The organism is Mesorhizobium sp. B3-1-6, from assembly GCF_006439555.1.
Lineage (GTDB): Bacteria > Pseudomonadota > Alphaproteobacteria > Rhizobiales > Rhizobiaceae > Mesorhizobium.
This window is the reverse complement of record NZ_VFTM01000034.1, coordinates 50363-74381: the sequence shown is the minus strand read 5'-3', so window position 1 is coordinate 74381 and position 24019 is coordinate 50363. Positions and strand designations below refer to the sequence as shown.

Sequence of the window (24019 nt, the reverse complement as noted above, 5' to 3'; positions counted from 1 at the left end):
CTCTGTCATCTCCGCAGAATCACTTTCCCTTCCACACCGGGTCGCGTTTTTCCGCGAACGCCCGGAACCCCTCCATATTGTCTTCGGAGCCATAGAGCGCGTCGACCGTCGGCAACTGCCGGCGTGTCACCTTGTTCATCGCGTCCTGGAAGGTCAGCGCCTCGGCCACGCGCGCCGTCTCCTTGATCGAGGCGAAGACCAGCGGCGGGCCGCTGGCCAAGAGCCTTGCGATCTCCCAGACGCGCTCTTCGAGCTTGTCCTTGGGCAGCACTTCGTTGACCAGGCCCCAGCGATGCGCTTCGGCGACATCCATCCAGCGGCCGGTGAACAGGAGGTCCATGGCGATGTGGTAGGGGATGCGCTTCGGCAGCTTGATGGTGGCTGCGTCGGCCAGCGTGCCCGCACGGATCTCCGGCAGCGCGAAGGAGGAATGATCCGAGGCGTAGATGAGGTCGCAGGACAGCGCCAGCTCGAAGCCACCGCCCACCGCCATGCCGTTGACGCAGGCGATCACCGGCTTGTTGAGGTCGCGCAACTCCTGCAGCCCGGCAAAGCCGCCGACGCCGTAATCGCCGTCGACCGCGTCGCCGGCGGCGGCCGCCTTCAGGTCCCAGCCGGCGCTGAAGAACTTGTCGCCTGCGGTCTTGACGATCGCGACGCGCAGGTCGGGATCATCGCGGAACGCCTTGAAGGTCTGGCCCATCAGCCGCGATGTCTTCAGGTCGATGGCGTTGGCCTTCGGCCGGTCGAGCGTGACCTCGAGGATCGTGCCCTCGCGGCGAGTGGTGATGATTTCAGTCATTCTTCTTTTCTCCAAGCACCAGCAGGGCATCCGCGATCCAGGCGCCCTTGCCTTCGGCGCAGACGATCAGCGGGTTGATGTCGAGCTCCTCGATCTCGACTTCGTTCTTCTGGACGAAGTCGGCAATGCCGGCGATGGCGTCGATGGCGGCGTCGACGTCGGCCCTCGGCCGGCCGCGATAGCCTTCGAGGAGCGGGTAGAGCTTCAATCCACGCAATGCCGCCTCGATGTCGTCGCGCGTCGCCGGCAGCATGAGCGTCACGCTGTCGCGCAAAAGCTCAACCAGCACGCCGCCGGTGCCGAGCGTCATCACCACGCCGAACATCGGGTCGCGGGTGAAGCCGACGATCAACTCGGCGACGCCGTCGCGCACCATGCGCTCGGCATAGAGCCCGGTGCCGAGCGGCAGCAAATCATGCGCGGCGGCGCTGACGGATTCGGCGTCCTTGAGGTTCAGCCTGACGGCGCCGACTTCCGACTTGTGCGTCACGCCGAGCGCCTTGAGAACCACCGGGAAGCCCAGCGTCATGGAGGAGATAACCGCCTCGACCGCATTGGAGGCGCGCTCGCCCTTCGGCACCGGCAGGCCGGCCTTGATCAGCCTTTCCTTGGCTTCGGCCTCGTCCGGCGTCACGTGTCTGGCTTCCGACGCGCCCGCGGCCGTGGTGTCGACAGGTTGCGCCTGCGGTTCGCGCCAGGCCCAGCCGATGAAGGCGGCGGCTTGGGCGGCGTCCATGGCCTCCGAAATGCCGAACAACGGCACCATGCCGCGCGCCATCAGCCCGGCGGTGTATTCCTCCGGCAGGTTTTCCGGCAGCGAGGAGACGATCGCGCCTTGCGCCTTGTTGGTCTTCAGCGCCACCTCGAAGGCGCGCAGCGTCGCCCACCAGTCGACGTCCGAGCAGCGGTCGGGGCGCGGAAAGTCGAGCACCAGCATGTTGAGGTCGAAGCCGCCCGACACCATGGCGGTGAAGGTGGCCGTCATCGCCGGTTCGTTGTTCCAGATGAAGGTGTGGTAATCGAGCGGATTGGCGACCGCGACCAGCGGTCCGAGCGTCGATTTGACATGCGCGCGGTGTTGATCGGTCAACGTCGGGAAATGCACCCAGCGCCCCTCGGCGCTGTCGGCCATCACGGAGGCTTCGCCGCCGGAGCAGCTCATCGAGGACAGCTTGTAGCCGGGCAACGGCCCGGTGACGTGCAGCAGCTTCAGCGCCTCGATGAAGGCGGGAATCGAATCGACACGCGCAATGCCGAGCCGCTTCAGGAACGCGCCGGAGGCGGCGTCCGAGCCGGCCAGCGAGGCGGTATGCGAGACGGTCGCCTGCCGCGCCTGCTCCGAGCGGCCGACCTTCATGGCGATGATCGGCTTCTCCAGCTCGCGGGCGCGCGCCGCCAGCCTTTCGAAGCCGGCTACGGAGTCGAAAGCCTCGATATGCAGGCCGAGCGAGGTGACGCGCTCGTCCTCGATCAGGCCGAGCGCCATTTCCGACAGGCCGGTCTGCGCCTGGTTGCCGGCCGTCATCAGGAAGGCGATCGGCAGGCCGCGCTTCTGCATCGTCATGTTGATGGCGATGTTGGACGACTGGGTGATGATGGCGACGCCCTTGCCGCCCTCGGCCAGGCGGATGCCGCCATGCTGGTCGGGCCACAACAACGCGCCGTCGGCATAATTGATCAGGCCGTAACAGTTCGGGCCGATGATCGGCATCTGGCCGGCGGCGGCAACGAGCTCGGCCTGCAGCCGCTCGCCGTCCTCGTCATAGGCCTCGGTCTCGAGGAAGCCGGCGGCGAAGCAGACGGCGCCGCCGGCGCCGCGCTCGGCCAGCGCCTTGGTCACCTCGATGGTGAGATGCCGGTTGACGCCGACAAAGGCGGCGTCCGGTGCTCCGGGCAGGTCGGCGACGGAGCGGTAGGCCTTGCGGCCGGCGACCTCGTCCTTGGTCGGATGCACCGGCCAGATTTCGCCGGCAAAGCCCATCTTGATCGACTGCGCCACGACGGCGGCGGCCTGCGCCCCACCGAACACGGCGATCGATTTTGGGCGCAGGAGACGTTCGAGTTTATGCATGGCCATCTTTTCGTTTGAGCCTGATCTTTCCCCAAAACCGGTCCCCGGTTGAGGTAATCATGCTCTAAGCTCCGAACGGACGCAGCAGCGCCCGCGAAATAATATGTCGCTGAATCTCCGATGTGCCTTCCCAGATGCGCTCGACGCGGGCATCGCGCCAGATGCGCTCCAGCGGCAGGTCGTCCATCAGACCCATGCCGCCATGGATCTGGATGGCTTCGTCGGCGACAAAGGCCAGCATCTCGGTGGCCTTCAGCTTGGCCATCGCCATGTCCTGGTCGGTGACGGTGCCCTGATCGTACTTCCAGCCGGCTTCGAAGACCATCAGGTCGGCGGCCTTCAGTTCCGTCGCCATGTCGGCGAGCTTGAAGGAGACGCCCTGGAACTTGCCGATCTGCTGGCCGAACTGCTGGCGCTGCGCGGCATATTCGATGGCGTGCGACAGCGCGCGCTCGGCGCGGCCGAGGCAGGTTGCGCCGACCTGTAGCCGCGTGGCCCCCAGCCACGAATTCGCGACATCAAAACCCTTGTGCACCTCCCCGAGCACCTGGGACGCCGGCAGCCGGCAATCGTCGAATTCGAGGATCGAATTGGTGTAGCCGCGATGCGAGACATTGCGGTAGCCGTCGCGCACCGAAAAACCCTTGGTGCCCTTGTCGACGAAGAAGGCGGTGATCTTCTTGCGCTTGCCGCGCGGCGAATCCTCTTCGCCCGAGGCCATGAAGACGATGGCGAAGTCGGCGATGTCGGCATGCGAGATGAAATGCTTGGTGCCGTTGAGCACCCAGTCCGAGCCGTCCTGCACCGCGGTCGCCTTCATGCCGCGCAAGTCGGAGCCAGCGCCCGGCTCGGTCATCGCCAAGCAGTCCCACTTCTCACCGTGAATGCAGGGGAAGAGGTATTTCTCGCGCTGCTCCGGCGTGCCGGCAAGCAGGATGTTGGACGGACGCGCCACGCAGGTCCAGTGCAGCGCGTAGTTGGCGCGGCCGAGCTCCTTCTCGTAGAGCAGCCAGCTCACCGTATCGAGGCCGGCGCCGCCGACATCGGCCGGCATGTTGGCGGCGTAGAGCCCGGCACCGATCGCCTTGGCCTTCAATTCGTCGATCAGCTCGCGGCGCAGCACGCCGGTGCGCTCCACCTCGCGCTCATGCGGATAAAGCTCGTTCTCGACGAAGGCGCGCGTCGTCTCGACGATGAGCTTCTGTTCTTCCGAAAGACCGAAATGCATCGCCTCAGCCCTTCTTCTTGCTCTTCTTCGCCTTGTCGGCCTTCCCAGCTTTTGTCGGCTTTTCAGCCTTTGCCGGCTTCGCGGCTTTCTTCGCCGGCTTGGTCGCCTTGGCCTTTGCGACGGCCTTGGCTGGGGTCTTCTTCGCCGCCAGCTTGGCGAGCTGCCTGGTATAGTCCTTGTGCAGCGCGCCGGCGCCCCAGCCCTTGCCCTTGTTCTGTTTCGACAGTGCTTCCATGATCGCGACCAGATTGTCGTCGCGGATCTTCTCCAATTCGCGGATCGAAAGGCCATGCGCCTGCTCGTCCGACTGCGTGGCGATGAGGTCGACCAGCTCGTCGTTGAATTCCGGCACGTCCATCAGCTTGGTCCACGGCCATTTCAGGCAGGGTCCGAACTGCGCCATGAAGTGGCGCATGCCGGCCTCGCCGCCGGCGACGCGATAGACCTGGAACATGCCCATCTGCGCCCAGCGCAGGCCGAAGGAATAGCGCATGATGTCGTCGAGTTCCTCGACGGTGCAGATGCCGTCCTTGACCAGCCACAGCGCCTCGCGCCAGGCGGCTTCGAGCAGGCGGTCGCCGACGAAAGCCTCGATCTCCTTGCGCACCACCACCGGCTTCATGCCGATCGAGGCGTAGAGCTCCTTGGCCACCTCGATCGCCTCGGGGAACGTCTGCTCGCCGCCGACGATCTCGACCAGCGGCAGGAGATAGACCGGGTTGAACGGATGGCCGACCACCAGCCGCTCCGGGTGCTTCTTCATCGCCACCTGCATGTCGGTCGGCTTGATGCCGGAGGTCGAGGAACCCACAATCGCATTGGCCGGCGCATGCGCGTCGATCTCGGCCAGCACCTTGTGCTTGAGGTCGAGCCGCTCCGGCACGCTCTCCTGGATGAAATCGGCGTCGGCCACCGCCTCGGCGATGGTCTTGGCGAAGGTGAGCTTGCCTTCCTTGGGCAGGCCGCCGGGCAGCATCTGCTTGTAGGCGCGGCGCGCGCCTTTCATGACCTCGCCCACCTTGCGCGACGCTTCCGGATCCGGATCGAAGATCGACACGTCGATGCCGTTCAAGAGCAGCCGCGCCACCCAGCCAGCGCCGATGACACCGCCGCCGATGGCGGCCGCCTTGTTGATGATGCTCATGCTCGTCAGGCTCCGGTTCTCGTCTTGGCTGTTTCGGGATCTGTGAGGGCCACGCGCTCGCCGGCACGGATCACCGCCGGGTCGTAGGCCTTGCGGGCGAAGACTTCGAGCACGAAGGGCCGGAAGAACTCGACCGGCAGCGTCTCGTAGTCGGGGTCGAAGCTCGACTGGTCCCAGCGCTCGCAGAACCGGTCGCAGTCGTCGAAATAGAGGTGGCCGGCGAAGCGGTCGCGCGCGTGCGGGTTGCCGCCCAGATGATGCGCGTAATAGAGCCGCTGGAAGTCGCCGTGCTTTTCCACCACCCAGGTGCATTGCTCGCGCACGAAGGGTTTCAGGATCGCAGCCGCATATTCGTCATGATTGTAGGGCGCGTAGATGTCGCCGATGTCGTGCAGGACAGCGCAGGCGATCCAGTCGGTGTCGGCGCCGTCGCGCCAGGCGCGCGTCGCCGCCTGCAGCGAGTGGCCGAGCCGGGTGATCTTGTAGCCCGACAGGCCTTCATCGAGCTGCACGAGCGCATCGAGCAGCCGGTCGCCGGTCTTGGCGGCGTAGTCGATCTCATGGGCGGTCAGGAATTCATAGTCTTCCTTGTCGCCATCCTTCATCGCGGTGAACTTGACGGTTGTCATCTGCGACTCCCTCCAATCACGCTGCGATCGGTGCCCGCTTGGTGAGGTTCAGCTTCTTGCGCACTTCCTCCGGCCCGAGCACGCGCGCGCCGAGATTGGTGACGATGCTCGCCGCGCGCTCGACCAACTGCGCGTTGGTCGCCAGAACGCCCTTGTCGAGCCACAGATTGTCTTCCAGGCCGACGCGGACATTGCCGCCGGCAAGCACGGCCGCCGCCGCATAGGCCATCTGGTTGCGGCCGATCGAGAAGGCCGACCAGTTCCAGGTCGAGGGCACGTTGTTGACCATCGCCATGAAGGTGTTGAGGTCGTCCGGCGCACCCCACGGCACGCCCATGCAGAGCTGCACCAGCGCATCCGGGTTGAGGACCTTTTCCTCGACCAACTGCTTGGCGAACCACAGATGCCCGGTATCGAAGGCCTCGATCTCCGGCTTGACGCCCAGCGCCGTCATCATGCCGCCCATGGCGCGCAGCATGCCGGGCGTGTTGGTCATCACATAGTCGGCCTCGGCGAAATTCATCGTGCCGCAATCCAGTGTGCAGATCTCCGGCAGGCACTGGCGCACATGCTCAATGCGGTTGGTGGCGCCGCCCATGTCGGTGCCCTTCTCGTTGAGCGGCAGCGGCGCTTCCGGCGAGCCGAACACCATGTCGCCGCCCATGCCGGCGGTGAGGTTCAGCACGACGTCTACGTTCGCCGCGCGGATGTGCTCGGTCACTTCGCGGTAGAGATGCACGTCGCGCCTGGGCTTGCCGGTCTCGGGGTCGCGCACATGGCAATGGACGATCGCCGCACCAGCCTTGGCCGCGTCGATCGCAGAATCGGCGATCTGCTTGGGCGAGCGCGGCACGTGCGGGCTGCGGTCCTGCGTGCCGCCGGAACCGGTCACGGCACAGGTAATGAAGACCTCGCGGTTCATCGCAAGCGGCATCTTGATCCTCCCAGATTCGATCGGCCGTGCATGCCACCCAGAAGCGGGAGCCGACAACGGCACGGCATGCGCGGGGAATTCATCAAGAATGCCCGACTTGCCGAAAACTGTTTTGCGTTTTACGAAGCTCTCATGATCAAAAGCGAAAAGCCGTCCATCTTTCGCTCCGAGCCGGAGAAGCTCAAGGTGACGTTCCTGGTGTTCTCGGGCTCGTCCATCATGTGTGTCGCCTCGGCCGTCGACCCGTTGCGCGCCGCCAACCGCATTTCCGGCGAGACGCTGTTCGACTTCAAGCTGGTGTCGGTCACGGGCGAGGCGCCGGTCACGACATGCGGCCTTCCGGTGGCGGTCAGCGGGCGCTTCGACGCGGCCGAGCCGACCGACATGCTGGTCGTGGTCGCCGGCTTCGGCACGCAGAACTACGCCACCTCGGCATTGCTCGCCGGCCTTCGCCGCGCTGCTCGCGCCGCCCGCGCCTGCGGCGGCGTCGAGGCCGGCACCTGGCTGGTGGCGCGCGCCGGCCTGCTCGAGGGCCGCAGCGCCACCACGCATTGGGAGGACATGGAGGACTTTTCCGCCGCCTTCCCAGGCGTCGACGTGCGGCCGGACCGCTATGTCATCGACGGACCGGTCTTCACCTCCGGCGGCGCTTCGCCCACCTTCGACCTGATGCTGCATCTTGTCCGCACCCGGCTCGGCATGGCGGCCGCGCTCGATGTGGCGAGCGTCTTCATCTACGACCAGGCGCGCGCCGCGACCGACGCGCAGCCGCTGGTCTCGCTCGGCCGGCTCGACGGCTACGATCCGCGGCTTGCCCAGGCGATCCGGCTGATGGAAGCGCATGTCGACCAGCCGCTCACCATCGACGCGGTGGCCAGGCGCGCCGGCGTGACGGCGCGGACGCTGGAAAGCATTTTTCGCAAATCGATCGGCGAGACGCCGGGCGCTTATTATCTGAGACTGCGCCTCAGCGCCGCCCGCCGTCTCGTCGTCGACACGCGCATTGCCATGGCCGATATTGCCGGGCGTACAGGCTTTTCGTCCGCCGCGGCATTTTCCAGGGCATTTTCGAGAGCGTTCGGCGAGGCGCCGGTCAGGCTGAGGCGCGGCTGATTATCCAGTCGGTCGCTGCCGCCAGATCGTCGACCAACGCCGTGGGCGCCGGATCGAAGCGCGTTTCGTCGCCGGGGCGGTATTTGCCCGTCCGCACGAGCAGCGCCGCGCCAAGCCCGGCGCTGAACGCGCCGGCGACATCGCTCTCCGCGTCGTCGCCGACCATGACCGTATCTGCCGAAGGGCAGTTCAAATCGGCGAGCGCCGAAAGAAAGAAGTCCGCCGACGGTTTGCCGAGCACGACGGGGCTTCGGCCGCTGGCGAATTCGAGGGCCGCGACGAACGCGCCGGCGTCGAGGCTGAGTTGGCCATCCGCATCCTTGAAGGTGCGGTTGGCTGCCAAAGCCACAAAATCGGCGCCGTCGGATAACTCGCGGAAGACACGGTTGAGGCTGGCATAGCTGAAGGCCTCGCCGGCATCGCCGACGACGACCGCCTTGCTGCTTCCTCCCTCCAGGCCCGAAAACTCTGCTTCGAGATCGGGATGGACGAGCAGATGCGGCTCGCGGCCATGCCTGCGCAACCATTCGATCGCAGCGCGCGCCGGCGTCAGCAATTCTTCATCCGCAACTTTGATGCCCATTGCGGCAAGTTGCGCGACGATCTTGCTGCGCGGCGAGCGTGTCGTGTTGCTGACAAAGCGGAGCGGCAGCCCGGCCTTGCGCAAACGCTCGACCGCAGTCACAGCACCTGCGATCGGGGTATCGCCATCATAGACGACACCCACAAGATCAAGCAGCACCGCGCGTATCATCGGTGCAGGATGGAGAAGCCACCTCTTTTCGTCAAATCATGGGAATTGTCAGGCCGCGTCGCGGCCTTCGCCGACGATGCGCGTGCGCATGCTCTTGGCCAGCGCCGTTTCCAACCGCGCGGCGACCGCGCGGTCCCATTCATTTGTCTTGCGGCCGCCGTCTTTCGAATGCGGCAACGCCATCAGCCGGTCGATGATCGATCCGGCTTCGCCGGACGAGAGCAGGGCGTCGATTTCGCGTTCGTGCTGCATATCGGTTCGCCTCCTTCTTCTTCACCCGCCACAGGAGCCACGTTTATACGAGTTCCGTGACGGCTGTTTGAAGGCAAGAACGGGGCGATTGAGGGGCGATTCGGGGCAAGACCTTGTCGTGAAATCCTGCCCCGCGCGAAGGCTATGCGGTCGCGCATCCCGCCTGAGCGATCAGACGTAGCGGTTGACGATGTTTTCGAGCAGTTCCTGCCGGCCAGAGCGCGGCTGCGGCTCGATCTTCTCCTTCACCACACGCTCGGCGATCTCCTCCAGCGTGCGCTCGCCCGAAAGCATCGCCTTGCCTTCGGCGGCGTTCCAGCCGGCATAGCGTTCGGCGAGCGGGCCGGACAGCGCCTTGTCCTCGATCATCTTGGCCGCCGCCTTGAGGCCGCGCGCGCAAGCATCCATGCCGCCGATATGACCGATCAAGAGGTCGTCCGGGTCGAGCGACTGACGCCTGAGCTTGGCGTCGAAATTGGTGCCGCCGGTCTTGAAGCCGCCGGCCTGCAGCACTTGGTAATAGGCCAAAGCCATTTCCGGCACGTTGTTTGGGAACTGGTCGGTGTCCCAGCCCGACTGGTAGTCGTTGCGGTTCATGTCGATCGAACCGAAGATTCCGAGCGCATTCGCCAAAGCCAGCTCATGCTCGAAGGAATGGCCGGCCAGGATCGCGTGGCCCTGCTCGATGTTGAGCTTTACTTCCTTCTCCAGCCCGAAGCGCTTGAGGAAGCCATAGACGGTGGCGACGTCGTAGTCGTACTGGTGCTTGGTCGGCTCCTGCGGCTTCGGCTCGATCAGGATCGTACCCTTGAAACCGATCTTGTGCTTGTAATCGACGACGAGATTGAGGAAGCGGCCGGCCTGCTCCTGCTCGCGAGCAAGGTCGGTGTTGAGCAGCGTTTCATAGCCCTCGCGGCCGCCCCACAGCACATAGTTCTCGCCCTTGAGCTTCTTGGTGGCGTCGATGCAGCTTTTCACCGTCGCGGCCGCATAGGCGAACACATCCGGATCGGGATTGGTGGCCGCGCCCGACATGAAGCGGCGGTGCGAGAAGAGGTTTGCCGTGCCCCATAGCAGCTTGACGCCGGTCTCGCTCATTTTGGTTGCGAAATAGTCGGTGATCTCGTCGAGGCGCGCGGCGCTCTCCGAAAAATCCTTGCCTTCCGGGCGCACGTCTGCGTCATGGAAGCAGAAATAGGGCGCCCCCAGCAGCGAGAACATTTCGAAGGCGACGTCGGCCTTGAGCTTGGCCAGTTCCATCGTGTCGACGCCGCCCGGCTTGGCAAACCAGGGGCGGTCGAAGGTCTGGCCGCCAAACGGGTCGCCGCCCGGCCATGCGAAAGAATGCCAATACGCGACGGCGAAACGCAGATGGTCTTCCAGCCGCTTGCCGGCGACGACCTCGTCCGGATTGTAGAAGCGATAGGCGAGCGGATTGGTCGAATCCGGCCCTTCATATTTGATTGTCTTGATGTCGCCGAAAAATCCGCTGCTCATGGTTTCCTTCCTCTCCGAGATGGTTTCGCCCGATTACCTCAGGCGTAATTGGTTTCACTCTTTTGCGGCGCGAAAAGCGTCATGTCGAAACGATCCAACGAAGGATGATACAATGACCGACCTCAACACGATCGCCCGCAACTACATCGCCGCCTGGAACGAGAGCGATGCGGCCCGCCGCAAGGCGCTGCTCGACGCGGCCTTCACCAAGGATGTCAGCTATCACGACCCGGTCATGCGGGGCGACGGCCACGCCGGCGTCGCGGCACTGATCGACGGCGTGCAGCAGCGCTTTGCCGGCTTCCGCTTCTCGCTGAAAGGCGAGCCGGACGGTTTCGCCGACCGCATCCGCTTCTCGTGGAATCTGGGACCCGAAGGCACGGAATCCGTCATCGAGGGAACGGATATCGGCGTCATCGAGGATGGCCGCCTGAAGAGCGTCACCGGGTTTTTGGATAAGGTTCCGGCGCAGTGAGGCTAATTTCGGAGGGGCGGTGCGAGGCACCCCCCTCTGGCCTGCCGGCCATCTCCCCCGCAAGGGGGGAGATTGGCTGTCACGCAGGCCTTCGCCAATCGCAAGCGTTGAAAAAAGTGCAGTGGCGCTGAAGCTGCTGATCTCCCCCCTTGCGGGGGAGATGCCCGGCAGGGCAGAGGGGGGTGCCTCGCGCCTACCCATGCAACTACTAGGTGCCTCGCGCCTGCTCACGCAGTTACCGCCCGGATCGCCGGATAAAGCGCGCGATAGCGCTGATAGGCATCCGCGAAGGCGCCACCCAGGCTTGCGTCCGGCTCGATCGTCGCATCAGTCGCCGGCGCTCTGCACACGGCCAACGGATCAGCACCCGTCGCGGCGATCAACCCCAGCCGTGCCGCGCCGAAGGCGGCGCCGAAATCGCCGTCGGCGGGAATATCGACCGGCACCTGCAACGCGGTGGCGATCGCCTTCAGCCAATAGCGCGAGCGCGAGCCGCCGCCGATCGCGGTCACCCGGGTCAGCTCCGTGCCGGCCTTCTTCAGGGCCTCGAGACTGTCGCGGAAAGCGAAGGCGACGCCTTCGAGCACCGCCTGCGTCAGCACCGCCCGGCTCGATTCATGCGCGATACCGGTGAAGGAGCCGCGGATGGCGGAATCATTGTGCGGCGTGCGCTCGCCCGAAAGATAGGGCAGGAAGGTGACGCCCGTCGGCGCCTTCAGCGCATCGCCGAGTTCACGCGTCAGGTCGCCGGCGCCCTTTCCGGTGATTTCCGATAGCCAGTTGAGCGAATCGGTGGCCGACAGGATGACGCCCATCTGGTGCCATGTATTGGGCACCGCATGGCAGAAAGTGTGCACCGCGCTTTCCGGGTTGGGCAAATATGAGGCGTTCGCCGCAAACAACACGCCCGACGTCCCGAGCGAGACGAAGGCGTGGCCGGCGCCGACCGTGCCCATGCCGCAGGCCGAGGCCGCGTTGTCGCCGGCGCCGCCGGCAACCGGAATGCCCGCCGCGACGCCCCATTTTGCGGCCAGTTCGCTGCGCAACCCACCGGCCTTGGCTGTGCCTTCGACCAGCGAGGGCATGTGCTTTTCGTCGAGCGACGTCGCCGCCAGCAATTCGGCCGACCAGCTGCGCTTGCCGACATCGAGCCACGAGGTGCCGGCCGAATCCGACATTTCGGATATATGCTCGCCAGTCAGCCAGAGCCGCAGATAATCCTTGGGCAGCAGCACCTTGGCGACGGCGGCGAAGATCTTGGCTTCGTGTTCCTTCACCCAGGCTAGTTTCGGCGCGGTGAAGCCCGGGAAAACGATGTTGCCGGTGAGCTTGCGGAAGCGCGGATCGGCATCGAGCGCGGCCGCCTCGACATGGCTGCGCGTGTCGTTCCACAGGATGCAGGGGCGCAGCACCTTGTCCGATGCATCGAGCAGGGTGGCGCCATGCATCTGGCCGGAAAGGCCGATGCCCTTGACCGCGGCCAGCTCTTTCGGATGCGAAGTCTTGAGTTCGTCAATCGCCGCCTCGCAGGCCTCGATCCAATGCGCCGGATCCTGTTCCGACCAGCCCGGATGCGGCCGCGAGACATCGAGCGATCCGTGGCCGGAGCCGATGACCTTCTGGCCGTCGTCGATCAGCAGCGCCTTGACGCCCGATGTGCCCAGGTCGAGGCCGAGATACATGGTTTCCTCCCAATGCCGTTAATTTTTTCGGATCTCGAAAAAATCTGGCTTGGCCAGTTTTTAGGGCAAGATCCGTCCCGGGTCAATTCTCTGACAAATCGGCGGCGCGCCGCGCGAACAGCGCCGACAGCGGGCTTTCCGGCCGCGCCAGCTGCCGCTCGGCGGTCAACGCCCGCGCGAGCGCCGTATCGCCGGCGCGCAGAACGGCCTCGATCAGCGTCAGGTCGATCACGTCGCGCTGCGCATGGCTGCCGCCGAAACGATGCGCGATCGAGCGGATCGGCCGGATCAGGCGCACTGCCTCGTCGTGATTGCCTTCGCCGAAGGCCTTGATCGCAAGCGTCAGCGGATGTCCGACATCGCGCGTGAAGGCGGCGTTGTCGTCGCTGCCGCGCATCGCTTCGCGCTGCGCCTCGAGCAGCGTCTTGGCCGGCGCCTCCAGTCCCGCGCCGACAAAGGCCATCATCGCATGCGCGTCGTTGAAGGCGTAATTGCCGGCGGCGGCTTTCGGGATCCAGTTGGCGGCGAGCGCCGCCCAGCGGTCGCCGACATCGACGCCGCCCAGAGTGAGGCGCCACAGGATCGCCGAGGCATCGACCATGTTGAGCACCAATGTCGAGGGGTCGCCATAGATCGGCCCGTCATAGAGCTTGAGCACCTCGTCGGTTTCGCCGAGATCGTAATGGAACAGCGCCAGGTGCCACCAATTGTGGATCTGCAGGAAGCTGTCCTTCGACCAGGCGTCGGGATCGGCGCGCATCCAGGCGATGCCGTCTCGTTGTCGGCTTTGCATCTCCATGACATGCGCGACCGCATGCTGCGCCCAGCCATCGCGCGGTTCGATCTCCACAGCCTGCCGGCCGAAGGATTCGGCACGGGCATAATCGCCCATCTCCTCCAGCCCGAAGGCCTGCATGCCGAGAATGGCGTGGTAGCCCGGCATGCCTTTTTGCCAGGCCGGCAGCGCCCGGCCGATGCAGTCGCGCAGCATGCGCGCATTGCCGGTGAAGAAGTCGATCTGGTGCCCCACCTGCAGCGCCAGCGCGTCGTGCGGGGTGTCGATCGCGATGTCCTCGAGGATGCGCGCGGCTTCATGCCAGTGGCCATTGGCGAGATGGCCGAGCGCGGCGACATGTGCCTGTTCGCGCGTGGTGCCGGCAAGCGGCTGCGCCGCCGCATGACAGGATCGCACGACGGCCATCGCCTCCCGCTCCGTGGCAAGGCCGAACAGATAGCCTTTGAACACATGCACCATCACGAAGCCGGGATCGTCGGCGATGGCGCGGTCGATTGTAGCGACCGGGTCGCCGACGAAGCATTGCAGCTCATGCACGGCGCGGGCATAGGACGGGAACCCGGCTTCAGTCGCGCCCGAGTAAGCCAGGCCGAATGCGTCCTCCATCATTACGTCCTCGCTATCGACGATTTTTCGGTCGGGATCCGATCCTAGAGCAACCCGTACCAACCCGCCAACCGCGGAGACGTGATCTGCCTTGCTTTTGCCCCAGGCCTAGCTGCTGGAGCGCATCGCCACCGTGGCGATGCCGGCGCCGACCAGTAGCGTGCCGCCGGTGCGATTGAAGATGCGGATCGCCTTCGGGTTGCGCACGATCGCGCGGGCCCTGGATGCAACCAGCGCGTAGCCGAAGGCGTTGGCGAAAGCCAAGGTCAGGAAGGTCGTCTCGAAGATCAGCATCTGCGTCCAGAAGTCGGCGTGCCGGTCGAGGAACTGCGGCAGGAAGGCGACGAAGAAGGTGATGCTCTTCGGGTTGAGCGCCGTCACCAGCCAGGCATGCGCCATCATCCTTGCCGCCGAGACCGCGTCGGTGCGCGGCTCGGCCTTCAGCGCGCCGCCGGCGCGGAACAGTTTTATGCCGAGATAGATGAGATAGCCGGCGCCGATCACCTTGAGCACGGTGAACACCGCGGCCGAAGCCGCGAGCAGCGCGCCGATGCCGAGCATCGACAGCGTCATGGCGGTGAAGTCGCCCAGCGCCACGCCCACCGCCATCGGCAGCGCGGTGCGCCAGCCCTGGCCGAGCGCATAGGAGACGACCAGCAGGATCGTCGGGCCGGGGATGACGAGAAGGATGGACGAGGCGGCGGCGAAGGCGGCCCAGTTTTCGAAGGACATTTCCCTGCTCCTTGAGCGCAAAGAAAAGGATAAATCCTGGGGTCGCCCGGGAATGTAAAGAGCCGATGCGGAAAACTCTTCGTCAGCGGCTATGTGCGTGGGAGCCCAAAGCAACCAGGCGTTAGGGTTAAGGCCGGCGCAAGGTCTTTCACGCTTTTTCAACCATGAATGAGGAAAATACCCGCTATCCGGCCGGACCGTGCTTCCCGCCGGCAGCGTAGGGTTTGGTGCATGCGCGAGTTGCCGCAAAGTCTGACGCCGCCTTCCAACGGCGCCGCAATCGAGACCGAAATTCAGCTTTCCCGCCGCGCCGTGCTTTCCGGCGCCGGCGCCATGGCGCTGCTCGGCTTTGCCGGCTGCAGCACCACCGACACGCTCGACCTGCCGCAAATGCAGATCGACAACACCGTCACCGGTTCCGTGCCGCCCATGCGCCCGGCGATCAGCGTCGACAAGAACATCACCGGCCCCGACGTCATGTACGCCTCGCTCAACGATGGCGGTTTCCAGGTGCCGGAGGTGCCGTGGCGGAAGGTCAAGCCGCAGTTCCGTCGCCAGATCGTCGTCGACAAGACCGGCGAGGCGCCCGGCACCATCGTCGTCCATCTTGAGGAGCGCATGCTCTATCTGATCCAGCCGGGCGGCGACGCTATCCGCTATGGCGTCGGCATCGGCAAGGACGGCTTCCGCTGGTCCGGCCGCGCCAACATCCAGTATGGCAAGGAATGGCCGGTGTGGACGCCGCCGCCGGAAATGATCCAGCGCAAGCCGGAGCTGGTGAAATGGCAGGGCGGCCAGCCCGGCGGCCTCACCAACCCGCTCGGCGCCCGGGCGCTCTACATCTACCAGAACGGCAGTGACACGGGTTACCGCATCCATGGCTCACCGGAATGGTGGAGCATCGGCCAGGCGATGTCGTCGGGCTGCGTGCGCCTGATCAACCAGGACATCATCGATCTCTACAGCCGCGTTTCCAAGAAGAACCCGGTCGTCGTGGTCTGATCTTTTTCGGGCGGCCTGTGCGGCCGCCACTTTCAGGATCATGCTTCCGCTTCTTCCGTTGCGCGATGCCGCAAGACAGGCGAAGGTGCCCTGAAAGCCTTCGTCTAGAGCCGGATGATTTCAGGTCTGTTCGACCTGAAATCTGAATCCGTCTCCAAATCAAAGAATTAGAGCATGATGTCGTCCGAAAACCGCTTCACACTTTTCGGCATCATGCTCTAGGGAGTGAAAAAGCATGGCTGAAACCTTCGTCATCGCGCAGGGCGGCGGCCCGACCGCCGTCATCAACCAGACGGTCGTCGGCGCCACGCTGGAAATCCGCAGGCGTCATCCCGGCGCCAAGGTGCTGGGCTCGATCCATGGCGTGCGCGGCATTCGCGACGGCAATTATGTCGACCTCTCCGCCATCCCCGAGGATCGGCTCAGGCTGATTGCCGGCACGCCGAGCGCGGCCCTCGGCTCGACCCGCGACAAGCCCGACGCCGCCTATTGCGAGGTCATCCTCAACGGCTTGAAGAAGGCCGGCGCCGACGCCTTCATCTATATCGGCGGCAACGACACCTCGGGCACCCAGCAGATCCTGACCGATGCCGCCGGCGGCTCGATCGCCTTCGTGCACGCGCCGAAAACCATCGACAACGACCTCGAGGAGAACGACCATACGCCGGGCTTCATCTCGGCCGCCGAATTCGTCGCCGGCGCGTTCCTGTCGGTCGATCTCGATTTCCGTGCGCTGCCCGGCATTTATGTCGGCATCGTCATGGGCCGGCATGCCGGCTTTCTCACAGCTGCCGCGGCCGCCTGGCAGCTCGATCCCGACAGCGGCCCGCATTTGATCTACGTGCCCGAGCGCGCCTTCTCGGCAAAGCGCTTCATCGATGAAGTGCGCGAAAAGCTCGATCGTCACAAGCGCTGCATCGTCGCCGTCTCGGAAGGCGTCAGCACCGCCGACGGCAAGGCGCTGGTCGAAAGCCTGGTGCCGCCGGAAAAGCTCGAACGCGACCAGCACGGCAACGTCAAACTGTCGGGCAGCGATCTGCCGGCGGCGCTCGAACGCGCTCTGGCCGAAGGCCTGCCGGGCAAGCGCGCGCGGGTCGATGCGCTGGGCTACATGCCGCGCGGCTATATCGGCGCGATCAGCGCCGTCGACGCCAAGGAAGCCTTCGACGCCGGCGCCTTCGCGGTTGCCGTCGCCGGGGAAGGCGGCGGCTCGGTCGCGATCCAGTATGACGGGTCGAAGAGCGTGCTGAAGAAGGTGCCGCTGAAGGCGGTGGCCGGCAAGACGCGCCACATGCCCGACGATTTCATGCAGCCGGACTTGAACCAGCTTTCGGAAGCCGGCATGGCCTACCTGAAGCGGCTGGTGCCGGAAAAATACAAGGTCGGGAAGCCGTTCGTCTGATGAGCGAGCTTGAGATGGGCGACTGGTTCGGCACGGCGAAAGTCGATGCCGGCACGACGATGCTGACCGAGCCCTTCGTGCATGATTTCGTGCGCGCCAATATGTGGCATTTGAAGGGTCGCGACGCGGACCTGCTGGTCGATACCGGCATGGGTATTTGCCGCCTGGCGTCCGAGATCGACACGCCGGCCGGCAAGCCGCTCATCGTCGTCGCCACCCACATCCATCTCGACCATGTCGGCTCGCTGCATGAGTTCCCGCTGCGCATGGGGCCGAAGATGAGCGCTGCGCAATTCGAAAACATGGATGATGCCGTCACCTACGCTTATATGTTCCACAATCTCGACGGCGCCGTCTCGAAGCTGCCGGCTCAGGGTTGGACGGCGGCTGACTATCGCATTCCTCCCGCCCCGCTGACCCGTGCGCTCGACGAGGGCGATATCGTCGATCTCGGCGACCGGAAATTCCGCGTGCTGCATCTGCCTGGACACTCGCCGGACTCGATCGCGCTTTTCGACGAGACCGACGGCCTGTTCTTCGCCGGCGACGCCATCTATGACGGCATGCTGATCGACGATCTGCCGGATTCGGACCGCACGGTCTATTGCCGCACCATGCAGCGCCTGCTCGACCTGCCGATCCGCATCGGCCATGGCGGCCACGGACCGAGCTTCGATGCCGCCCGCATGCGCGAAATGGCCTCGTCCTACCTGCGCCGCCGGGAGCGGTTCGTAAGCGCCCTCTGAATTAAATCTTCGTAAGGTCGCCTCAAAACCCTAATTATGGCAACTAGGCGTCCTAGATGCGTGTCTGTCGAGACGGCCGGCTGCCATGCACGGCGAGACAGGCAAATCCGGTCATCGGCACGTCGACGGACGATCCCGTGGGAGCGCCCGCGACGCCGGATCAACGCTCGCCCGGACAGAACGACCATGTCACCCTCAAGCATTCTTCGCAGACATCGCGTCGCCGCCCTGTTGGGCGCCGCGCTGATCATTTCGCCCGTCATCGTCTCCTTCGCCCAGAGCAATGCCGGCCTCAGCACCGTGGCCGCGACCACGCAGACGCCCGTCGCCGGCATCACGGCTCCGAACGGCTCCTTCGCGCCGATCATCGCCGTCACCAAGCCGGCCGTTGTCACCATCACTTCGGTGATGAAGGCGCAGCCACAGGACGAGGGCTCGCCGCTCGGCGGCAATGCGCCTTTCGACCAGTTCTTCCAGCAGTTCTTCGGTGACCAGGGCATGCCGATGCCAAAGTCGCCGCCGCAGCAGCAGGGGCAGCGCGCCGAGGCGCTTGGCTCCGGCTTCATCGTCGGCGCGGACGGCACCATCGTCACCAACAATCACGTCATCGACGGCGCAAGCTCGATCAAGGTGACGCTCGACGACGGTACCGAGCTTCCCGCCAAGCTTGTCGGCCACGACGCCAAGAACGATCTGGCGGTGCTCAAGATAAAGGCCGACAAGCCTCTGCCGACCGTCAAATGGGGCGATTCCAATAAGCTGATGACCGGCGACCAGGTTTTGGCGATCGGCAACCCGTTCGGCATCGGCACCACGGTCACCGCCGGCATCGTTTCGGCGCGCGGTCGCGACCTGCATAGCGGCCCGTTCGACGACTTCATCCAGATCGACGCGCCGATCAATCACGGCAATTCCGGCGGCCCGCTGGTCGACGTCAACGGCAATGTCATCGGCATCAACACGGCGATCTATTCGCCCAATGGCGGCAGTGTCGGGGTCGGCTTTGCCATCCCGTCCGACCAGGCTGAGAAGGTCGTCGCCAAGCTGATGAAGGGCGGTGACATCGAGTATGGCTATCTCGGCGTGCAGATCCAGCCGGTCACTCAGGATGTCGCCAGCGCCATCGGCCTCGATCATCCGGGCGGCGCGCTGGTTTCCCAGGTCACCGACGGGTCGCCGGCTGCCAAGGCGGGCATCGAGACCGGCGACGTCATCACCGGCTTCGGCGGCCAGGAGATCAAGGATCCGAAGGATCTGTCGCGCGCCGTCGCCGACGTGTCGCCGGGCGCCAAGGAAACGCTCGATGTCTGGCGCAAGGGCAAGGCGATGCAGATTTCCGCCGATGTCGGCCGCAACGCTGACGATCAGAAGACGGCGTCGAACGGCAATGAAGGCCGCAGCCCGTCGGCCGAACAGGGCTTGCGCGTTCCCTCGCTTGGCCTCGGCCTGACCGACCTCACGCCCGATATTCGCGACCAGCTCAACCTTGCCGGCAACCAGCGCGGCGCGGTGGTCGAGCGGGTCAATCCGGACAAGGCGGCTTCGGTCGCCGGCATCCAGCCCGGCGATGTCATCGTCGGCGTCGACCAGATGCCGGTGAAGACCGCCAGGCAAGCCAACCAGGCGATCGCCGAGGCAGGCAAGTCCGGCAAGAAGTCGGTGCTTTTGCTGATCGATCGCGGTGACGCGCAGATCTTCGTGGCGGTGCCTTTCGCTGCCGGCTGACAATCATGGCGACCTGCCGGAAACCGGCAGGTCGCCGAGATTCCTGTTGCCCGTGGCGATATCTTCGAGAACACTGCGCCGATCGTTTCTGCCGGCGCAGGAGATGTCTCGATGGTTACGCGTGGTTTCTTTTCCGGACGGCGTCCTCCTTCCGACACCGACGCGCGCATTCCGCCCGGCCAGTATCTTGAGCAGGGTTTCCCGGTTCTGTCGGCCGGGCCGACGCCGCGGGTGCGCGCCGAGGACTGGTCCTTCACCCTCAAGCAGGGGCCGCGGCCGATCAAGAAATGGAACTGGGCCGAATTCAACGCACTGCCGCAGAGCAAGGTGACGCGCGACATCCATTGCGTGACGGCCTGGACCAAGTTCAACACGCCGTGGCAAGGCGTGATGATCGACGACATCCTTGCCGACGCCGGCATCGAGCCGCCGACCGCCTATACGCTGGCGCTGTCCTTCGACGGCTATTCCACCAATGTCCCGACCAAGGACCTCGTCACCGGCAAGGCGATGGTGGCGCTGCTCTATGAGGGCAAGCCGATCACATCAGATCATGGCGGGCCGGCGCGGCTCCTGGTGCCGCATCTCTATTTCTGGAAATCGGCCAAATGGGTGAACGGGCTGCAGTTCACCGAACGCGACGAGCCGGGCTTCTGGGAGCTGCGCGGCTATCACATGTATGGCGATCCCTGGCGCGAGCAGCGCTATTCCAGTGACCCGTGAGGGGCGATCTGTGAGCAGCAATCGATGACCGCCGAGCCGTCGCCGCAATCGCCCTGGCAGGCAGCCACGATCGCCCGCATCGAAAAGCGCACGCCGCGCGTCACCAGCTTCTGGTTCCAGCCGTCGCGGCCCTTCGCCCATCTTGCAGGGCAGCATGTCGACATCAGGCTGACGGCGCCGGACGGCTATCAGGCGCGCCGCTCCTATTCCATCGCTTCGGCACCGGAAACAGGTGACGGCATCGAGCTCGCGATCGAACGGCTCGACGACGGCGAGGTCTCGCCCTTCTTCCACGACGTGGCGGCAGTCGGCGACGAGATCGAGCTGCGCGGGCCGCTGGGCGGCCATTTCATCTGGGAGGAGAGCGACGGCGGGCCGATCCTTCTGGTCGGCGGCGGCTCGGGCGTCGTGCCGCTGATGGCGATGCTGCGCCATCGCACGCTGCGCAACAATGCGGTGCCCGTCGCGCTGGTGTTCTCGGCGCGGGTCTGGGACGAGGTGATTTTCCGCAACGAGCTGGTCGGCCTCGACGATCGTCGCGACGGATTCGATCTGGTGCTGACGCTGACCCGCGAGCCGGCGAGGCGACCGTCCGATTATTCCCGGCGCGTCGACGCCCGCATGATGGCGCAGGCCATCGAGCGTCTGCCGAAGACGCCGAGGCTCGCCTATGTCTGCGGCTCGAATGCATTCGTATCGGCCGCCGCCGACGCGCTGATCGGCGCCGGCGTTCCGGCGGGGTTGATCCGCACCGAGCGTTATGGCGTCTGAGGCGAGCCTCGTCTCAGCCGGGTCGGGAGAATCTTGCCGAAACGAGCTGGAAAGGCAGCGCGCCATAGGTGGCGACGGCCTGCTCGTTGTCCCAGACGCGAAACTGCCGTGACGGCCGCGCCTCCAGCACCAGGGTCCGCCCCGTCCGGTCAAGCTTCACCTTGCCGCGAAAGCGCAGCATCCGCTCGCCGCCGGAACGGCTGATCGCCATCGAGCGCAGCCGGGCCACATGCCGGTCGCCCGCATTGATCTCCATTTCGATGCGTCGCCTGACCGGCGGAACGACGATGCGCACGACGAGATCGAGCATCATCTCGCCGGCTTCCCCCTGCGGCTCATCCAGGGTTTGCGAGAGCACAAATGCAGCAGGCCCGCCGGCTGCCTTCGCCGCCATGGACTTGCCGCGCCACACGATGTCCGGCTCGGTCTGCTTCAGCCGGCCTTTCTTGCGCCGCAGGCGCAGCTGCTTCGCAAACCCCCGCGACAGCCAGGTCAGCGCGCCGAAATCGGTACGCGGCTTGGCCTGCAGGACGGATGACAGGCGCGCCGCGCCGCGCCGGTCGGCCATGCCCACCACCTGCGCCAGGACGGCTTCCGGCACCGCGATGCCGATCTCCAGCGCGAGGTAGGAAAGCGCCACCGCCGCGGCGACGGCGAGACCGCGCCTGGCGATGACGTCGAGGAATAGCGCCCAGTCGACATCGCCGCCTTCGATGGCCACGGTGCAGTCGACCAGCCAGTCGCTATGCGTATGCGCGTCGAGGCCGCCATGCGCGATGGCGAGCGCGATGCGGTCGGCGGGCGAGGGGACGACCACGCTGACGTCGCTGAACCTGGCGGCAATCGCGCGGCGCCAGATCGCGAGGTCGTCCTCGGCGTTCTGCTGCGAGCCGTCATAGGCGAGCTGATGCAGGTCGATGTCGCCGTAATTGCCCTTGAAGAAATTCATCGAGCGCAGCGATGCCAGCCTTGTGCGCAGATATTGCGAGGAAACTCCGGTGGCGATCTGCCAGCCGCGGTCGCGCAGCACATCGAAAGCCGGCTGCATATCGTCGGGGCGCACCAGTATATCGATGTCGTGCGCCACGCGCCCGCGCTGCGCGGCGGCGTCGAGCGCGATGCGGCTGGCGCCCTTGATCAGCATAACCGCGCAGCCGGCATCGACCATTGCCTTCAACGCCGGCTCCGCCTCGCGCATGGCCATGCGCGACTTGGTCCACAGCATCTTCTGCAGGCCGACGAGGCGCGGATGGGCGGCGTGGCCGGCAAGCTTGCGCCCGAACCTGTCGGAAATAGCGGCAAGCAGCCGGTGCTCCCGGAAGGAGACACGGTCGATGTCGTTCTCGTCCAGCCACCTTTCGGCGCAAAGGCGCGCCGCCTCTTCGTCGGGCAGAAGCGCTGCCTTGAGCAATTGGTCGAGCGAGCCGGTCGGCCAGGACCAGCCATAGTCTGGAAAACGCTTGCCGATGCGACGGATATTCGCCATCAGCTGGAGCTGGCCTTGCTTTGCGCCCGTCGCAGCATGGCCAGCCGTGCCACTTCCAGGTAGCCGCGGTCGCGTGCCGTATCGCGCCCGTAGGACAGGCTTCCCGGCCTGATGCGTCGCAGCGCCAGGATGTCAGGCATCATGTCGAGGACAAAACCGCTTTCCCGCGCCCGGGCGATCCAGTCGATCATCTCGCCACGGCCGCCCGGCGGGTCGATCATCGGTCCGACGCTCTCCGCGGCCGCTCGGCGCATCAGCATCGTCGAGCGCGACCAGCCGGGCGTTGCGGACGGGGCCATCGCATCGGGCTCTCCGTCGCGAAAACTGCGTATATGGGTGAAGACCCCCGATGTCCCGGGAAGCCGTTCGAGATGGGCAAGCTGCGCCGCGATCTTTCCGGGCAGCCAAAGGTCGTCGGCGTCGAGCGTGGCGATGAAGGGCGTCGACAGCGCGGCGATGCCGCGGGTGGTCGCGCTGCCCGGCCCGGCATTGTCCTGGTGCAAAAGCTTGAGCGGCAGGTCGATGCCGTCGACAGCAGTGGCAATATCATCGGTCGAGCCGTCGTCGACCACCACGACCAGCTCGGGCCGCGTCGTCTGCGCCGCCACTGATCGCAGCGTCTCGGCGATCGTGGCGCTGGCGTTGTAGGCCGGAATGACGACGCCGTATCCGCTCATCACATGAACCGCCAGTCCGCGAGTTTCTTCAGTTCGAAAATGCCTTCGATCGGCTTGAGCGACGGGTTGGCCCTGCGGCGCTTCATCGATTTGTAGATCGCGCGCATGAACTCGCGCGCCTGGACGTCTTCCTGCCTAGTCATGTTGCCGGCATGCCGCCGGTAATAAAGCGCCAGCGTGTCCGGGAGCAGGTATCGGGGGCCGACCTCGAAGCTGCGCAGCAGAAAGTCCGTATCTTCGGCCTGGACGAAGTCCTCGTCGAAATCGCCGAGCCGGTCGACCAAACGGCGCGAGAAGATCGCGGCCGACAGATGAATGCCGCGAATGGTGATGCTGTTGCAGTCTTTCGCCGGCTCCAGCGTCTGGTCATCGATCCTGTCGACCAGCATCATCCTGGAATAGGTAAGATCGAGAGCGGGATCCTTCCGGAAAAGCTCTATGTCGGCGGCGAAGCGCCCGGCTGGCGAGATGTCGTCGGAATCCAGAAAGGACACCAGCTCTGCCTCCGGCTCGAGCTGTCTCAGTCCGCTGTTGCGCGCCCGGGTCACGCCCATGTTCTCTTGCTGAAACAGCCGGATGCAGGATGCTTCGTCCATCATCGCGCGCACGGCTTGAGCCGAACCGTCGGTCGAGCCGTCGTCGATCACGACGATGTCGAGATCGGCGGCGTCGCGCTGTCTTAGCAGCGAGCGGAGTGCTGCGCCGACGTAAGTCTCGCGGTTGTGAACCGGCATGATCACGGAGAGCTTCATCCGTGACCCCCGAACTGTCT

The 24019-nt window shown here is 65.3% G+C and carries 23 protein-coding genes; 8 read left to right on the top strand and 15 right to left on the bottom strand.

The window, feature by feature from the left end; genetic code table 11:
• Nucleotides 1-19: 19 nt before the first annotated feature.
• From FJ414_RS25725 to FJ414_RS25700, 6 genes are all read right to left on the bottom strand, one after another.
• On the bottom strand, nt 20-802 hold the full coding sequence (locus tag FJ414_RS25725; RefSeq protein ID WP_140647182.1) for a carnitinyl-CoA dehydratase: 783 nt from the start codon (nt 800-802) through the stop codon (nt 20-22).
• The gene (locus FJ414_RS25720; RefSeq protein WP_140647181.1) at nt 795-2873 is read right to left on the bottom strand and encodes an acetate--CoA ligase family protein; all 2079 of its coding nucleotides are present in this window, start codon (nt 2871-2873) and stop codon (nt 795-797) included. The genes FJ414_RS25725 and FJ414_RS25720 overlap by 8 nt, the downstream gene beginning before the upstream one ends.
• Before the next feature lie 64 nt (nt 2874-2937).
• On the bottom strand, nt 2938-4101 hold the full coding sequence (locus FJ414_RS25715) for an acyl-CoA dehydrogenase (protein WP_140647180.1): 1164 nt from the start codon (nt 4099-4101) through the stop codon (nt 2938-2940).
• Between the two features lie 4 nt (nt 4102-4105).
• Nucleotides 4106-5245 carry a carnitine 3-dehydrogenase gene (locus FJ414_RS25710; RefSeq protein ID WP_140647179.1) on the bottom strand — a complete coding sequence of 380 codons (1140 nt, stop codon included), beginning with the start codon at nt 5243-5245 and terminating at the stop codon, nt 4106-4108.
• Nucleotides 5246-5250: 5 nt separating this feature from the next.
• Complete coding sequence (locus FJ414_RS25705; protein WP_140647178.1) at nt 5251-5874, bottom strand: HD domain-containing protein; 624 nt, start codon at nt 5872-5874, stop codon at nt 5251-5253.
• Between the two features lie 16 nt (nt 5875-5890).
• The gene (locus tag FJ414_RS25700; protein WP_140647177.1) at nt 5891-6808 is read right to left on the bottom strand and encodes a 3-keto-5-aminohexanoate cleavage protein; all 918 of its coding nucleotides are present in this window, start codon (nt 6806-6808) and stop codon (nt 5891-5893) included.
• Nucleotides 6809-6940: 132 nt separating this feature from the next.
• Between FJ414_RS25700 and FJ414_RS25695 the strand changes: the two genes are divergently transcribed.
• Nucleotides 6941-7921, top strand: a complete 981-nt coding sequence (locus tag FJ414_RS25695) for a GlxA family transcriptional regulator (RefSeq protein ID WP_140647176.1) — start codon at nt 6941-6943, stop codon at nt 7919-7921.
• On the opposite strand, the gene FJ414_RS25690 is transcribed toward FJ414_RS25695, so the two are convergent.
• From FJ414_RS25690 to xylA, 3 genes are all read right to left on the bottom strand, one after another.
• Nucleotides 7902-8663: a TIGR01458 family HAD-type hydrolase gene (locus tag FJ414_RS25690; protein WP_348640023.1), complete on the bottom strand. Its 762-nt coding sequence runs from the start codon at nt 8661-8663 to the stop codon at nt 7902-7904. The genes FJ414_RS25695 and FJ414_RS25690 overlap by 20 nt on opposite strands.
• A 60-nt stretch (nt 8664-8723) precedes the next feature.
• On the bottom strand, nt 8724-8927 hold the full coding sequence (locus FJ414_RS25685) for a hypothetical protein (RefSeq protein WP_140647174.1): 204 nt from the start codon (nt 8925-8927) through the stop codon (nt 8724-8726).
• Nucleotides 8928-9098: 171 nt separating this feature from the next.
• Nucleotides 9099-10424 (bottom strand): xylose isomerase, encoded by a 1326-nt coding sequence (gene xylA, locus FJ414_RS25680; protein WP_140647173.1) that lies wholly within the window; start codon nt 10422-10424, stop codon nt 9099-9101.
• A 112-nt stretch (nt 10425-10536) separates the two neighbouring features.
• On the opposite strand from xylA, the gene FJ414_RS25675 reads away from it, so the two are divergent.
• Complete coding sequence (locus FJ414_RS25675; RefSeq protein WP_140647172.1) at nt 10537-10899, top strand: nuclear transport factor 2 family protein; 363 nt, start codon at nt 10537-10539, stop codon at nt 10897-10899.
• 227 nt (nt 10900-11126) lie between these two features.
• Here FJ414_RS25675 and xylB read toward each other — a convergent pair whose 3' ends face one another.
• The 3 genes from xylB to FJ414_RS25655 all read right to left on the bottom strand — a co-directional run bounded on the left by xylB (nt 11127) and on the right by FJ414_RS25655 (nt 14715).
• Nucleotides 11127-12581: a xylulokinase gene (gene xylB / locus FJ414_RS25665; protein WP_140647171.1), complete on the bottom strand. Its 1455-nt coding sequence runs from the start codon at nt 12579-12581 to the stop codon at nt 11127-11129.
• A gap of 82 nt (nt 12582-12663) precedes the next feature.
• Nucleotides 12664-13983: a tetratricopeptide repeat protein gene (locus FJ414_RS25660; RefSeq protein ID WP_181181714.1), complete on the bottom strand. Its 1320-nt coding sequence runs from the start codon at nt 13981-13983 to the stop codon at nt 12664-12666.
• Nucleotides 13984-14091: 108 nt separating this feature from the next.
• A complete protein-coding gene (locus FJ414_RS25655) occupies nt 14092-14715 on the bottom strand; it encodes a LysE family translocator (protein ID WP_140647169.1) in 624 nt (207 codons plus the stop codon).
• Between the two features lie 333 nt (nt 14716-15048).
• On the opposite strand from FJ414_RS25655, the gene FJ414_RS25650 reads away from it, so the two are divergent.
• The 6 genes from FJ414_RS25650 (at nt 15049) to FJ414_RS25625 (ending at nt 21084) form a co-directional block, all read left to right on the top strand.
• Entirely contained in the window at nt 15049-15717 is a 669-nt protein-coding gene (locus tag FJ414_RS25650; protein ID WP_246672502.1) for a L,D-transpeptidase, read from the top strand.
• A gap of 235 nt (nt 15718-15952) precedes the next feature.
• Nucleotides 15953-17119 carry a diphosphate--fructose-6-phosphate 1-phosphotransferase gene (locus tag FJ414_RS25645; RefSeq protein WP_140647167.1) on the top strand — a complete coding sequence of 389 codons (1167 nt, stop codon included), beginning with the start codon at nt 15953-15955 and terminating at the stop codon, nt 17117-17119.
• A 14-nt stretch (nt 17120-17133) separates the two neighbouring features.
• Complete coding sequence (locus tag FJ414_RS25640) at nt 17134-17865, top strand: MBL fold metallo-hydrolase (protein ID WP_140647184.1); 732 nt, start codon at nt 17134-17136, stop codon at nt 17863-17865.
• A gap of 186 nt (nt 17866-18051) precedes the next feature.
• Entirely contained in the window at nt 18052-19590 is a 1539-nt protein-coding gene (locus FJ414_RS25635) for a DegQ family serine endoprotease (protein WP_140647166.1), read from the top strand.
• Between the two features lie 111 nt (nt 19591-19701).
• Nucleotides 19702-20313 carry a molybdopterin-dependent oxidoreductase gene (locus FJ414_RS25630; RefSeq protein ID WP_140647165.1) on the top strand — a complete coding sequence of 204 codons (612 nt, stop codon included), beginning with the start codon at nt 19702-19704 and terminating at the stop codon, nt 20311-20313.
• A 24-nt stretch (nt 20314-20337) separates the two neighbouring features.
• Nucleotides 20338-21084 (top strand): ferredoxin reductase, encoded by a 747-nt coding sequence (locus FJ414_RS25625; RefSeq protein WP_140647164.1) that lies wholly within the window; start codon nt 20338-20340, stop codon nt 21082-21084.
• A 13-nt stretch (nt 21085-21097) separates the two neighbouring features.
• Here FJ414_RS25625 and FJ414_RS25620 read toward each other — a convergent pair whose 3' ends face one another.
• From FJ414_RS25620 to FJ414_RS25610, 3 genes are read right to left on the bottom strand one after another with little or no spacing between them, the layout of a single operon-like run.
• Nucleotides 21098-22570 (bottom strand): nucleotidyltransferase family protein, encoded by a 1473-nt coding sequence (locus FJ414_RS25620; RefSeq protein ID WP_140647163.1) that lies wholly within the window; start codon nt 22568-22570, stop codon nt 21098-21100.
• Nucleotides 22570-23247, bottom strand: a complete 678-nt coding sequence (locus tag FJ414_RS25615; protein ID WP_140647162.1) for a glycosyltransferase family A protein — start codon at nt 23245-23247, stop codon at nt 22570-22572. The genes FJ414_RS25620 and FJ414_RS25615 overlap by 1 nt, the downstream gene beginning before the upstream one ends.
• A complete protein-coding gene (locus tag FJ414_RS25610; RefSeq protein WP_140647161.1) occupies nt 23247-23999 on the bottom strand; it encodes a glycosyltransferase family A protein in 753 nt (250 codons plus the stop codon). Before FJ414_RS25610 ends, FJ414_RS25615 begins: the two co-directional genes overlap by 1 nt.
• Nucleotides 24000-24019: the final 20 nt, after the last annotated feature.

Coding starts and splice junctions, on each gene's coding strand:
- FJ414_RS25725 (WP_140647182.1), bottom strand. CDS start 802: ATGACTGAAATCATCACCACTCGCCGCGAGGGCACGATCCTCGAGGTC.
- FJ414_RS25720 (WP_140647181.1), bottom strand. CDS start 2,873: ATGCATAAACTCGAACGTCTCCTGCGCCCAAAATCGATCGCCGTGTTC.
- FJ414_RS25715 (WP_140647180.1), bottom strand. CDS start 4,101: ATGCATTTCGGTCTTTCGGAAGAACAGAAGCTCATCGTCGAGACGACG.
- FJ414_RS25710 (WP_140647179.1), bottom strand. CDS start 5,245: ATGAGCATCATCAACAAGGCGGCCGCCATCGGCGGCGGTGTCATCGGC.
- FJ414_RS25705 (WP_140647178.1), bottom strand. CDS start 5,874: ATGACAACCGTCAAGTTCACCGCGATGAAGGATGGCGACAAGGAAGAC.
- FJ414_RS25700 (WP_140647177.1), bottom strand. CDS start 6,808: ATGCCGCTTGCGATGAACCGCGAGGTCTTCATTACCTGTGCCGTGACC.
- FJ414_RS25695 (WP_140647176.1), top strand. CDS start 6,941: ATGATCAAAAGCGAAAAGCCGTCCATCTTTCGCTCCGAGCCGGAGAAG.
- FJ414_RS25685 (WP_140647174.1), bottom strand. CDS start 8,927: ATGCAGCACGAACGCGAAATCGACGCCCTGCTCTCGTCCGGCGAAGCC.
- xylA (WP_140647173.1), bottom strand. CDS start 10,424: ATGAGCAGCGGATTTTTCGGCGACATCAAGACAATCAAATATGAAGGG.
- FJ414_RS25675 (WP_140647172.1), top strand. CDS start 10,537: ATGACCGACCTCAACACGATCGCCCGCAACTACATCGCCGCCTGGAAC.
- xylB (WP_140647171.1), bottom strand. CDS start 12,581: ATGTATCTCGGCCTCGACCTGGGCACATCGGGCGTCAAGGCGCTGCTG.
- FJ414_RS25660 (WP_181181714.1), bottom strand. CDS start 13,983: ATGGAGGACGCATTCGGCCTGGCTTACTCGGGCGCGACTGAAGCCGGG.
- FJ414_RS25655 (WP_140647169.1), bottom strand. CDS start 14,715: ATGTCCTTCGAAAACTGGGCCGCCTTCGCCGCCGCCTCGTCCATCCTT.
- FJ414_RS25650 (WP_246672502.1), top strand. CDS start 15,049: ATGGCGCTGCTCGGCTTTGCCGGCTGCAGCACCACCGACACGCTCGAC.
- FJ414_RS25645 (WP_140647167.1), top strand. CDS start 15,953: ATGGCTGAAACCTTCGTCATCGCGCAGGGCGGCGGCCCGACCGCCGTC.
- FJ414_RS25640 (WP_140647184.1), top strand. CDS start 17,134: ATGGGCGACTGGTTCGGCACGGCGAAAGTCGATGCCGGCACGACGATG.
- FJ414_RS25635 (WP_140647166.1), top strand. CDS start 18,052: ATGTCACCCTCAAGCATTCTTCGCAGACATCGCGTCGCCGCCCTGTTG.
- FJ414_RS25630 (WP_140647165.1), top strand. CDS start 19,702: ATGGTTACGCGTGGTTTCTTTTCCGGACGGCGTCCTCCTTCCGACACC.
- FJ414_RS25625 (WP_140647164.1), top strand. CDS start 20,338: ATGACCGCCGAGCCGTCGCCGCAATCGCCCTGGCAGGCAGCCACGATC.
- FJ414_RS25620 (WP_140647163.1), bottom strand. CDS start 22,570: ATGGCGAATATCCGTCGCATCGGCAAGCGTTTTCCAGACTATGGCTGG.
- FJ414_RS25615 (WP_140647162.1), bottom strand. CDS start 23,247: ATGAGCGGATACGGCGTCGTCATTCCGGCCTACAACGCCAGCGCCACG.
- FJ414_RS25610 (WP_140647161.1), bottom strand. CDS start 23,999: ATGAAGCTCTCCGTGATCATGCCGGTTCACAACCGCGAGACTTACGTC.